The following is a 12445-nucleotide window of genomic DNA, read 5'->3' as shown; positions in this document are numbered from 1 at the left end:
TCACAATCAATTCATGTCGTCGATGGATGTGTTTTGAAATATATAGAAAAAACATTTCATATAAGCATTTGAGTGTAAGGGGTTTATGTCCTTTATTTAAAGGAAATCTATGAAATATTATTTCAATACATTAGGCTACCATTTTGAAAATGAATTTGATATAATGACACTGTACATAAAGGAGAATATCATGGAAGGTTTAGAATTACTTAGTTTTCAAATGATTTCATTTAACGGTTCGGCTCGTTCATGTTTTGTGGAAGCAATTCAGGCAGCGAAAGAGGGCGACTTCGAACGTGCAGAACAGCTTATGGCTGAAGGTGAAGAACAATTTGTTGAGGGACATCGTGTTCATGCACAATTAATTCAACAAGAAGCTCAAAATGGTGCTACTCAAGTCAATTTATTGTTGATTCACGCAGAAGACCAAATGATGAGCGCAGAAGTATTAAAAATTATGGCTACAGAGCTTATTGACATTCACAAGAAAATTCAATAAGAGCTGTGGCTCTTTTTTTATTATTTAGCACATGGTACAATGCAATTAGTTAGATAGAAACATAAAATGAGGAGATCATCATGTTAAAAGAAAATAAAATATGGATTGCACAGGGCGAAACCCCAGTGTATATTTTACCGCAGATGTTAAATCGTCATGGACTTATTACTGGTGCTACGGGTACCGGAAAGACGGTTACATTGAAAGTTTTAACGGAAGCATTAAGTGATTTAGGTGTTCCTACGTTTTTAGCGGATATTAAAGGTGATGTGTCCGGTCTTGCTTCCGCAGGGATTGAAAATCCAAATGTTTCCAGCCGTGTTGAAAAATTTGGCGTGGACGGTTTTGAGTACAAAGGGTTCCCGGTAACGTTTTGGGATATTTACGGTAAGGGTGGTATTCCAGTTCGTACTACTATTTCAGAAATGGGCCCCATTATGCTCTCAAAACTTATGGATCTTAATGAAACACAGGCAAGTGTACTCTCGTTAGTTTTCAAAATTGCGGATGCTCAAGGGCTGTTACTGCTTGATATTAAAGATCTCAAAGCCATGTTAGATTATGTTTATCAAAACAATAAAGAGCTCACTGCCGAATATGGATTGATGTCTACACAAACCATTGGTGCGGTTGTTCGCAAGGTTGTGTTTTTAGAGGAACAAGGTGCAGACATCTTTTTTGGTGAACCAGCTTTAGATATTCAAGATTGGATTTGTACAGATTCGAATGGCCGAGGTATGGTTAATATTCTTCATAGTGTGGAACTGTTCCGCCAACCAACACTGTATGCGACGTTTTTACTTTGGATGTTATCGGAACTCTTTGAAACCTTACCTGAAGTGGGTGATGTCGAAAAACCGAAGATGGTTTTCTTCTTTGACGAAGCCCATCTACTCTTCAAAGATGTACCTAAAGCATTGGTGGACCGTATTGAACTTGTTGTTAAGTTGATTCGATCAAAAGGTGTGGGCGTTTATTTTATTTCTCAAAGCCCATCGGATATCCCCGACCGTGTTTTAAGTCAATTGGGAAATCGTATCCAACATGCCCTTCGTGCCTATACCCCTGGCGAACAAAAACAAGTACGAGCAGCAGCTCAAAGTTTTAGAGCGAATCCAAATTTTAATACTGAAACTGCAATAATGGAGTTGGGTACAGGTGAAGCTATTATCTCAACACTCGATGAGAAGGGGACGCCACAAATTGCGGAACGTGCTTTTGTCTTGCCTCCACAAAGTCTTATGGCTGAAATTGATGCAAGCTTACGTACATCGATGATTCAAAGCAGTAGTTTTAATCAAAAATATATAGAATCTATTGATCGCTTTTCGGCCTATGAATCGTTAGCTGAAAAAATGACACAAGCAGGAATTGAAGAGGAACAAGATAAAATGAATTTAGAACTTGAAAAAGAACGTCTCGCTCTTGAAAAAGAAATGCAAAAATTAGAAAAAGAAAAAGAAAAATTACAAAATCGAAAGAAGACAACAACACGTCATCGTCAAACACCGATTGAAAAAGGCATGAACCGAACGATGAGTACCATTGGGAATGAACTCGGTAAAGCGATTACAAGAAATATTATGGGAATTCTTACTGGAAAGAAATGATTGGAAATGTTAACGCTTTCTTATAGACACTATTTGCCTTTGTTGTTATAATAGTTTCATATCGAGGAGGATATTATGAGAAAAATTATTTTATTATGTTCAGCAGGTATGTCAACAAGTATCCTTGTTACAAAGATGCAAGAAGCCGCTGCTGCACAAGGATATGATGTAGAAATATCAGCTCACGCTGTAAGTGAAGCCGCACGCGTTGGTGCTGATGCAGACATCATCCTATTAGGACCCCAAGTTCGATTCAATTTAAGTACAGTTCAAAAACAATTACCAGAAAAACCAATTGAAGTAATCGATATGCGTGCATACGGTACAATGAATGGTGAAGCCGTGATTGCGGAAGTTAAAAAAGTACTTGGAGATGCTTAAATCTAAAAATGTTAGTGAAAACTAACATTTTTTATTTTATAATAGAAAGTAATTACGATGGAGGTTGTTATGAAAATAAATATCGTGTATTATTCAGCTTCAGGAAATACGCAAATGATTGCGGATTCAATTTATGAAGCGGTGGAAGATTTGGGAATTAATGGGAGTAATGATTTTGTGACAGACGTAACAGCGGATGCTGTTATTGATGCAGATATCCTATTTCTAGGATCACCAGCAATGAATGATGAGAATGTTGAGGAGTATGAGTTTAGACCGTTCTTTGATGATTTGCTTCCCATGCTGTCAGGGAAACGTGTGGTGTTGTTTGGTTCTTATGATTGGGGCGAAGGTGTTTGGATCGAAAATTGGGAACGTGAGATTGTTGATGCGGGTGGAATTGTGGAACGAAAATTTGCATATCAATGGGAACCGACCGAAGCCCAATTAAAAGAAGCATATGAGGAAACGAAAACACTTCTCACAATGTAAATTGTTTCAATGAATGTATAATTTACATATTCTTTGTAAAAAGTGTTGACATTTTTCATTGTGTCGGTATAATTAGTTTATAGATAGTTCATCTATCTAAAAAAACTTGTCCTTTAGACCATCGCTCATAGATAATCTATTTCCTCAAAATTATATAAATTAAGTATTCCTCCAATAATACTGACGATGGATCTTAAAAAACACACATCACTCCCAGATGTGTGTTTTTTTGTAATTCATCACAACTATTAACATTAAAACGACCGATTCGCTTAAACCATTCTTTTTAAATCATAAAAGTCATAAGTACATCAAATTATGACTTTTTTAAAAAACACAAATACGTTATAATAAGTTCAAGTGAGGTAAGTCTATGAAAGTAATGTATCCAGGATCTTTTGATCCAATCACAACAGGTCACATTGATTTAATCGAACGTTGTGCAAATATGTTTGATCATGTAGTTGTGGCAATTATGGTTAATGAAAAGAAATCAGGAACGTTTACAATGTCAGAACGTTTAGAAATGGCTTGTGACTGTTTATCTCATCTGTCCAATGTTGAGGTTGTTATTGGCGAAGGTCTCACCATTGATTTTGCGGAAAAGCAATTATGCCCAATTCTTGTCAGAGGGATTCGCGCAGTTATGGATTATGAAAATGAATTGCAGTTAGCGACTTCCAATCGCGTTCTAAATGAATCCATTGAGACGCTTTTTTTGGTCGCATCACCCAAGTATTCATACATTTCTTCCAGTGTAGCGCGTGAGATTGCTCGTTACGGAGGTGACCTTACTGGATTTGTTCCTCAAAGTGTTGCAGTGCGACTGTATCAAAAATATGATGTTGTGGTTTAGGTCTATAACGCGGCTTTAGCTCAGTGGATAGAGCAAGTGCCTCCTAAGCGCTGTGTCACAAGTTCGATTCTTGTAAGTCGCACCAAATATTTTTACTCTTGAAGTTGTATCAAGAGTTTTTTTATTGATATTGGCTCGTTTCGTGAGCACATTAGTTTTATAGAAATCTATGATATAATAACAAGTGCACATATAAAAAATAAAAACAAAAGTCAAAGGTCTCATTCTATGAGTATAAGAGAGGAATACATTTTATGAAAAAGAACGCAATAGTTTTAATATTGCTGATGGTATTTAATAAATTCTTTGGAATTTTTAGAGAATTGTTACTGGCCAAGTATTTTGGTGCGACGGCGATTACTGATGCATACATCATCGCATCGTCCATTCCTAATTCATTATTTAGTTTTATTGCAACAGGGATTACGACGTCATTTATCCCGATTTTTAGTAAGATTCATAAGCGTGAGGGAAGTGACAAAGCTGAAGGATTTACAAGTAATATCATTAATATCTTACTTGTAGTTTTCGTGGGTGTTATTCTTTTAGCGGAAATCTTTACTGAGCCGCTTGTACGTCTATTTGCTTCTGGATTTAACGCAGAAACGATGGCTTTGGCAGTTTCCTTTACAAGAATTACATTACTTGCTGTGTTTTTCCAAACCATTCTCGCTGTATTACAAGGCTACTTACAAATTAAGGAACGCTTTGCAGCTCATGGTATAAGCTATGTAATTATGAATATCGTAATTGTTATAAGTATTATTTTATCAAAAGGAAATTCTATATACCTTCTAGCCTATGGGGTAACCCTTGCGATTGCCAGCCAATCACTCTTTATCTATTTGATTGCGAAACGCTCGGGTTATAAACATCAATTCAAATTAAAAGTTCGCGATGAACACATTAAAATTATGCTTGTTATGGCAGTTCCTGTAATTATTGGTTCGTCGATTGATCAAGTTAACGCTATTTTTGATAAGACAATTGCTTCAGGGGTTATTGAAGGTGGGATTTCAATTGTAAATTATTCAAATAAAATTAGTGATTCAATTATCGGTCTCTTTGTGAGTTCGATCATTACAGTTTTATTTCCGGCTATGGCGAAGTTTGCTGCCAATGGTGATCATGATGGACTTAAAAAATCAATTTCCAATACGCTGATAGCGGTCAATATGATTGTTGTTCCAGCCACATTGGGGATGATGGTGTTATCACAACCTCTGGTTCAGTTGTTCTTTGGTCGTGGGGCTTTTACACCGGAAGCGGTTGTTTTAACGTCGAATGTGTTAATTGCCTCGTGTTTGGGTCTTATTGTTAATGCGAATGCAATGATTTTACTCCGTGTCTTTTACTCATTAGGGGATACCCGTCGTCCGGTTGTATACGGTGCAATTTCTGTTGGCGCAAACATCGTCGCGAGCTTATTCTTTGTTCAGTTTATGGGATTACCGGGTCTGACCCTTGGTACAAGTATCTCAAAACTGGTTTATTTTATCCTAATCTATTATTTCTTGTATAAAATGATCGGAGATTTCAACAATCAATATATTTTTAAAACCGTTCTTAAACTGATCGTGTCAGGATCAATCATGGCGGCTGCGGTATTCTTTGCCTATCCATTTATCAGTGCGAAATTGAGTTTGGTAACGGGTCTTGTTCTTGTAGTTTTACTGGGAATCGTTGTCTACTTTGTTGCGGTTAAATTAATGCGAATCGAGGAATTTGATCAAGCAATCGATAGTGTGAAAGCAAAATTTATCAGTAAACTTAAACATTAAAGTTCTCATTTGAGAACTTTTTTACTTGTAAGGGATAAAAAGCCATGTTATATTATAAATAACTAGAAAGGTAGCAGATTGCTATCCGGTGAGACTTATGGGAAATGCGCCTCGACTTAAAACATAATAACTAAAAAGGAGGCGTTTTTTCTATGTTTAACATAAGTCTTGATGTTAAGACAGAACAAGGACGTGATCTTATCACGTCTTTTTCTATGTCCGTAAATAAAGGGGATCGTGTGGGCGTGATTGGAGAAGAGGGAAATGGTAAAAGTGTATTTCTTAAATCACTTGTCAATCGTCCCGAAATTCAAAAACTAAGAATCCACCGTTCCTTGCATCCAGAATCCATCGTTTTTGGATATCTAGGTCAGGAGTTGGAACCGCAGGAGCGCGCTCTAACGCTCTTGGAATTTGTGTTAGGGAGTGCTTGGGATCGTTTTGGGGAGTTTGTCCCCTTGTTTTTAACGATGGTACCAACATTGGATGAAAATGACTATAATCGCACCATGGACTCATTAAGTGGTGGTGAATGTGTTCGTATTCAATTACTAAAGCTTCAGATGCAAGATGTTGACTGTTATGTTTTGGATGAGCCCACCAATAATTTAGATATAGAAGGCTTAATCTGGTTTGAACACTGGATGGAAATGCAAACCAAACCCGTTATCTTTGTATCACACGATCTTAATACGTTAAAACACGGTGCAAATCGCATTCTACACTTTGAACAATTACATCGTAAATCAATTTCAAAATTAACACTGTTTGAAGGATCCTATGATGCATATATTGAAAATCGTGAACGAGCCAGAGCGCACCATAATCAACAAGTTCGTTTTCAGAAACGATTTGAAGCGAAACAAGAGGCAACATGGCAAAAGCAGTATCAAAAAGTGGGTCATCAACTTCGAAATGTGAACCGGGCAGACCCTGGTCTTCAAAAGAAAATGAAAAATTTAAAAGCACAAAAGAAGCGACGTTCTAAACAAGTGACCTTGGAACACCAAGATCAAGAAGAAGCAATTAGAATGGAATTCGGCAAACAAAAACCAGTCCATTCGAATGTTGTTTTATCCATTGATATTCCATTTTTAGAGACCGATTGGGGTGTCCGAGGTCGAAACTATTACTACCGTTTACATGCAGGTGAAAAAGTTGCACTTGTAGGTTTAAATGGTAGTGGTAAAACGACTCTTTTTCATCGGATGATTCAGGGTCTTGAAGGGAATGTAGGTGTGATGCATCAGGATTATCATCAAAATCTTGATGTGAGAAAAAATGCAATTGAAAATTGTATGCGGCTTGGGGAAGCGGAAATGGAAGTTCGAATTGAACTTGGCAGACTTAACTTTACTTCTGATGAGATGGAACTTCCGATTATCCATTTATCCGGTGGACAAAAGGCAAAATTATCGCTGTTAAAGATATTACGGACAAAACCGGATGTGTTGTTATTGGATGAACCGACGCGTAATTTAAGTCCATTTTCATTAAAGGTGATCTATGAGATGTTAGCGGATTATCACGGTGCGATTTGGTGTATTACGCATGACCGCCAACTTATCCAACATGTATTTAAAGATGTTTTAGAAATGACACCCAATGGTTTTACGAAACGTTAAGAAATGCTTGACAGCAAGGATATTCGTGCTATTATTGCATTAATAACAAACTTTATGATTGAGAGGAGTAGCTTTCAAGAAGTAAGTTCAGAGAGTCTGTGGTTGGTGTGAACAGATCTTACCTCGAAGGTGAATGGGCTCATGAAAGGCGGAATGAACACTTCGGTAAGTAGTTTACGACGGTTGCCCCCGTTAAATGGGCAGGAATATGATAGTATTCCTATTGAGCTACGTAGATTACGTAGAGTTTCAGGTGGTACCGCGAAGACTTCGCCCTGTATGGGTGAAGTTTTTTTTGTTCTTAGGGAGGTGATGACCGTGGTATGAAGTGATTGGTGTTTGTTGAATCATTTTGATAAAGGAGCGAAACATATGAAAATCAAAAATTTAACCCTTTCGACCTTGTTTTTAACACTGGGTCTTGTATTACATATCACGGTCCCGGGTACCGTAGGTTTTATGAAACCCGATTTTATGCTTGCGATGTTTTTCTTTGCGCTTTTTGGACTGCAATCGTTTCGAGAGGTTATCGTTGTAAGCATAGTTTGTGGCTTTTTGACTGCCATGACCACGGCAATGCCTGGTGGGGAAGTTGCTAATGTCATCGATAAACTCATTACCGGTCCACTTGTCTTCTATGGATACCAATTCTTAGTTAGAAAATTGGATTTAAAGGTTTCGTCGTGTTTGATTACGTGTCTTGGAACTTGTATATCCGGCTTGATTTTTTTAAGCATCGTTCAAGTTCTGGGTGGGATTTCCCTCCCGCTACAATTTTTCCTATTGGGTATCATTCTTCCGGCGATGGTTGTAAATAGCATCCTTGTTTTGCTAATTTCAAAGGTGATGGAACGCATTCAACCGAAAAAAGAGCCTAATCTTCATTATTAAATATGAGATGGTTTCGTATCAAAAAATAATGTTTTGGATCAGATTATTTTCTGTGTTTTTAAAGATAAGTTTGATTAAGAAGATTAGAGTGGGTATACGTCCATGGAACACGATTGTATCAGTGTGTGTTTTGAGATTAAAAAGTCTTATACGTTGATAGTGCGCTTTGATTATGTGTATAAATCCGATAATTTCACACTAGCATTCACATAGTTTTTCGTTATAATAGGAACGAGGGATAAAATATATGAAACTGATCGATTTAACACAAACATTTAATGAAGCAACTGGGGTCTTCCCAGGCGATACGAAAACAAAATTTGACTTGGATGCATGTTTTGAAGATGACGGCTACACAAACTATTCGGTGACGGCATCCTTGCACACAGGAACTCATGTGGAAGTTCCCATGCACTTATCAAGTGATGAGCGATTTATCAGTAATTTCCCCATTGACCGGTTTATTGGTCGTGGCGTTATGATTGATGTTCGCAATCAAAAAGAAATTGGTTATAAACCGGATTACGAGCTCTTGGTGAATCAAGGGGATGTCGTCGTATTTTATACTGGATTTGATGAGCGCCGTGGTGAGAAAGCGTATTTCGAAGATCATCCAGTCTTTACTGAGGAACTTGCAATGTTTCTTGTGGAAAAACAAATTAAGATGGTAGGGATGGATATTCCATCACCTGATTTGGAACCTTATTATGTCCATAATATTCTTATGGATGCGGATATTATGATCTTGGAGAATCTCAACAACTTAGATTCATTACGCTATCATAAAGATTTTATTATTTCGGCAGTGCCGCTCAAAATCGAAGCAGAAGCAAGTCCTGTTCGTGCTTATGCTGTTTTAAAATAATGAGGCGTAACGTAACGTATGTGTGTATTGTGATGCTTTTTGGACTTACAGGCTGTCAAACACATCAAAACTTCGTCTGCGAAAAAGACTATGTTGTCGATGGAAGTCTAATCCATGAAACGTATCGTGATACAATCTCGGATAATTATACAATTGAGCGTCTCCATACTTTTCAAATCAGTGATTTAAAGGAAAATATCGATGACTGGTTTTTAACGCAATTACCCCAAAAGGAAATCGTGATGTTCAAGGAAATTTTAAATCAAGAATCGTTGCGGTTTACCATGTTAAGTACAGACCAAGATTTTAATCAAGGAACGTTTTTAATTTCTCATCGTTATGTTTTTGATATGATGAGTTCGGATGAATTGCATCTTGTTTCCACAACATTTAATCAGTCCGTTCTAACTTTTGAATCGTTAAAGACTTATCGCACACAACAAAGTTTTAAATGCACGTATTAACGTGCATTTTTTATTGCTTCGATAAATGCGTTGTGGTATTGTATCGGTATAACGATACAGAGGTGGAACTATGAAATTAGAGATTAATAATCTTTCAAAATCGTTTGATCAACAAGTAGTTTTGAAGGACATTAATTTAACGCTTGAAAAGGGAAAGATTTATGCGTTATTGGGGCGCAATGGAGCAGGGAAAACAACATTTTTTAACTGTATTAGTCAAGAAATTCCCTATGACCAAGGGACGGTTTGTTTTGAGGATGGATCACCCTTAACCCAACAAGATGTCGGGTTTGTTTATACAAATCCGATGTTGCCTGAGTTTTTGACAGGACTTGAATTTCTGACATTTTTTATTGATATTCATAAGGATCAAGGATTTAAACGTGAAGATGTTCATTCTTATTTTGATACAATACAATTCAATCAAGATGACCGTTATAAACTTATCAAAGACTATTCACATGGAATGCGTAATAAGCTGCAGATGCTCTGCATTATGATGTTGAAGCCAAAAGTTCTCTTTCTTGATGAACCATTAACTTCATTTGATGTGGTTGCATCCATTGAAATGAAACGTCAACTCGTAGCGCTTAAAGAAGACTGTATTATGGTTTTATCAACCCATATGATGCAGATCGCTAAGGATATTTGTGATGAGGTGATTATCTTACATCACGGTGAAGCATCCATCTTAGATTTTGGGCGATTGCATGATCCTTCGTTTGAGGAAGATATCATTCATATCTTAAGTGATAATCATGAATCATAATGTTTTAAAGGATATTACAAGGGTAAATCGAACGAATCAATTTATTTACTACCTTCGTTCGATTAAACCACTACGAAAAGTCATCTATGCCAATATTTATGAAAAAACGGATCAAAAAAAGAAACTGGGGCGCGTTGTATCGGTTTTTCATTTTATACGAATCGTCGTGAATCAATTTGTTTATCTATTTATTGTTTTTGGTCTGATTGCGAAAATATTTCCATCCGTTCCGATTGCGTATATTTGGTTGCTCTTGGTGTTGCTTGGGTGCTGTATCAACACCATATCGACGGATGACTCTAAAGAGAAGTGGACCTTAATACGTTCCTTCAAAGTGGATTATCAATCTTACTACATGTTTCGTATGCGAAATGACTTCATTGAACGGATGCTTTACGCAATCGTGATGATGTCTACCGTTTTAATGTATAACCAAAGTTTTTGGATTGCATTGATGATGGGGCTGTTTGTGATGGCGTCCAAAATTATCGCGGAAGGCATTGATTTAACCTATTTCGATCGATACCACGAGAAGATTAAAGGAAGTTATAAAGTAGGATTTATGCTGGTGCTTATTTTGAGTGTAGGTGGTCTATATTTATTGAACCTCTTATCGGATCATTTGTTCGTGATTGTGACATGCATCACTGTCGTCGGTGCAATTGGATTTATAATTCGCAATCCATTTAATGCATCGGATATACATGAAGCATATGGACTCACGATGCTTCAACGTACACGTCCCGATGAAAGCCTTGCAGAGATAAATCTTAAAACAACACAGGAAACGTTACGCATTGATGATGACTACAATCTTGAACGATCGAATCGTGTTTTGAATCATCAAGAAGGATACAGTCTTTTGAATCGACTTTTTCTTGAACGTCACCGGCGCCTATGGTTTAAACCCTTGCGTTTCCGATTTGTAATTATTTTGGCGGCAATGCTCCTAAGTATCGTGGTGTTATGGGGAATGCGAATTCTTTTCCCTAATGAATTTATTGATGTCTCGAAAACACTTTCTACGGAGATTTTTAAATCGATAGGACCTTATATTTTTGTCGTCTATTTGCTGAATATTGGCGAATCGATGACCCGTGCTTATTATCTAAACTGTGATTCGAAATTATTGAATTACGCTTTCTATCGTCGTCCTGAAATTATTTGGAAACAATTTCTTGGGCGGCTTGGAACGCTTGTAACATTGAATTTGATTCCACTTTTACCAATCATCTTGGGTGTGGTTTTTATGGTTTCAGTTCAATTCATTGTACCAGTACGTGGTGAAGTCATGATGTTTATACTTACCCTAATACTTTTAAGCATCTTCTTCAGTGTTCATAATCTACTGATGTATTATACGTTGCAACCTTACAATGAATCGATGCAAGAGAAGGGAATACTCTACAACCTCATGAAGATTCTTGTGGTGATGGTTGCTTATAATGGTAATCGTCTAAGTTCAGTACCGAATCTAAATATATGGCTGTCTATTATTACAACCGTCTATTTTGTATTGGGTGTGTTTTGTGTACGAATGTTTTCAGGGAAAACCTTCAAAATCAGGAAATAGTTTTATTCGGACAAATTTCGATAAACGAGTAAGAGACTTGAACCCCGAGGATATCTTCTCTATAATTAAGAAAATGCAGGGGAGCTGGATTGATGAAAAGAAGAAAAGGGTATTTAATGGTCATGACCGGTGTGTTTTTTATCGCCGCGGTGTCTCATTTGATTTTCCCAAGTTATATGATTGAAAATTCAATTTGGGGTTTTGATTTTGGATGGCAGCGTGAATTGGGAGCAATGTATCTCGCGATAACCTTTGTGAACTGCTATGCACTCTATACACATAATGATGATCAACAACATATTTTGGTCATGCTGGCGATGACGATGTGTATTGGAGTGGGGTTTAATAATTTAGGTGCATGGCTTTCATCGCCTTTAGACCATAATTCTGTTCATATCGTAGGTGTGATTAATTTTTTAATCATTGGTGGATTTGGTGGGGTTTATCAAGGCTATCGAATTATGGCAAAGGCAGTGGAACAACGACAATAAAAACGAGGCTTAGATGTCCTCGTTTTTCCTAAATTCAAATCTCAACCGCACCACCCAAGGTGCGGTTGTTTTTGTATAATAAAAGGAGCCCACCCGACTAAAAGGAGCTCCCATATGAAGTATAAACAATTAGATAAAAAAATGAAAG

At 37.1% G+C, this 12445-nt stretch carries 13 protein-coding genes, 1 tRNA gene and 1 other annotated feature; all 14 genes read left to right on the top strand.

Annotated elements, in window-relative coordinates:
• Positions 1-190: 190 nt before the first annotated feature.
• The 14 genes from EPJ89_RS06135 (at position 191) to EPJ89_RS06070 (ending at position 12297) form a co-directional block, all read left to right on the top strand.
• Complete coding sequence (locus EPJ89_RS06135; RefSeq protein WP_013853133.1) at positions 191-499, top strand: PTS lactose/cellobiose transporter subunit IIA; 309 nt, start codon at positions 191-193, stop codon at positions 497-499.
• An 80-nt stretch (positions 500-579) separates the two neighbouring features.
• Positions 580-2109 carry a helicase HerA-like domain-containing protein gene (locus tag EPJ89_RS06130; protein ID WP_200549262.1) on the top strand — a complete coding sequence of 510 codons (1530 nt, stop codon included), beginning with the start codon at positions 580-582 and terminating at the stop codon, positions 2107-2109.
• Positions 2110-2184: 75 nt separating this feature from the next.
• A complete protein-coding gene (locus EPJ89_RS06125; RefSeq protein WP_003775282.1) occupies positions 2185-2490 on the top strand; it encodes a PTS sugar transporter subunit IIB in 306 nt (101 codons plus the stop codon).
• 69 nt (positions 2491-2559) lie between these two features.
• Positions 2560-2982 carry a flavodoxin domain-containing protein gene (locus EPJ89_RS06120; protein ID WP_161637340.1) on the top strand — a complete coding sequence of 141 codons (423 nt, stop codon included), beginning with the start codon at positions 2560-2562 and terminating at the stop codon, positions 2980-2982.
• 373 nt (positions 2983-3355) lie between these two features.
• Positions 3356-3838, top strand: a complete 483-nt coding sequence (gene coaD / locus EPJ89_RS06115; RefSeq protein WP_200549261.1) for a pantetheine-phosphate adenylyltransferase — start codon at positions 3356-3358, stop codon at positions 3836-3838.
• A 9-nt stretch (positions 3839-3847) separates the two neighbouring features.
• Positions 3848-3923 (top strand) — tRNA-Arg (locus EPJ89_RS06110).
• A gap of 169 nt (positions 3924-4092) precedes the next feature.
• The gene (murJ, locus tag EPJ89_RS06105) at positions 4093-5619 is read left to right on the top strand and encodes a murein biosynthesis integral membrane protein MurJ (RefSeq protein WP_200542739.1); all 1527 of its coding nucleotides are present in this window, start codon (positions 4093-4095) and stop codon (positions 5617-5619) included.
• A 152-nt stretch (positions 5620-5771) separates the two neighbouring features.
• Positions 5772-7244: an ATP-binding cassette domain-containing protein gene (locus EPJ89_RS06100; RefSeq protein ID WP_200549260.1), complete on the top strand. Its 1473-nt coding sequence runs from the start codon at positions 5772-5774 to the stop codon at positions 7242-7244.
• Positions 7245-7289: 45 nt separating this feature from the next.
• Positions 7290-7525: a binding site (T-box leader), on the top strand.
• A gap of 91 nt (positions 7526-7616) precedes the next feature.
• Positions 7617-8135 (top strand): tryptophan transporter, encoded by a 519-nt coding sequence (locus tag EPJ89_RS06095; protein WP_125164301.1) that lies wholly within the window; start codon positions 7617-7619, stop codon positions 8133-8135.
• Between the two features lie 247 nt (positions 8136-8382).
• Positions 8383-9000 (top strand): cyclase family protein, encoded by a 618-nt coding sequence (locus tag EPJ89_RS06090; RefSeq protein ID WP_161637452.1) that lies wholly within the window; start codon positions 8383-8385, stop codon positions 8998-9000.
• Entirely contained in the window at positions 9000-9464 is a 465-nt protein-coding gene (locus tag EPJ89_RS06085) for a hypothetical protein (RefSeq protein ID WP_200549259.1), read from the top strand. The genes EPJ89_RS06090 and EPJ89_RS06085 overlap by 1 nt, the downstream gene beginning before the upstream one ends.
• Positions 9465-9534: 70 nt before the next feature.
• Complete coding sequence (locus EPJ89_RS06080) at positions 9535-10233, top strand: ATP-binding cassette domain-containing protein (RefSeq protein WP_161637454.1); 699 nt, start codon at positions 9535-9537, stop codon at positions 10231-10233.
• Positions 10223-11806, top strand: a complete 1584-nt coding sequence (locus tag EPJ89_RS06075; protein WP_200549258.1) for a hypothetical protein — start codon at positions 10223-10225, stop codon at positions 11804-11806. Before EPJ89_RS06080 ends, EPJ89_RS06075 begins: the two co-directional genes overlap by 11 nt.
• A gap of 92 nt (positions 11807-11898) precedes the next feature.
• A complete protein-coding gene (locus EPJ89_RS06070) occupies positions 11899-12297 on the top strand; it encodes a hypothetical protein (protein ID WP_161637456.1) in 399 nt (132 codons plus the stop codon).
• Positions 12298-12445: the final 148 nt, after the last annotated feature.

Source organism: Erysipelothrix sp. strain 2 (EsS2-6-Brazil) (genome assembly GCF_016617625.1).
GTDB classification, from domain to species: domain Bacteria; phylum Bacillota_I; class Bacilli_A; order Erysipelotrichales; family Erysipelotrichaceae; genus Erysipelothrix; species Erysipelothrix piscisicarius.
This window is presented reverse-complemented; position numbering and strand designations above follow the sequence as displayed.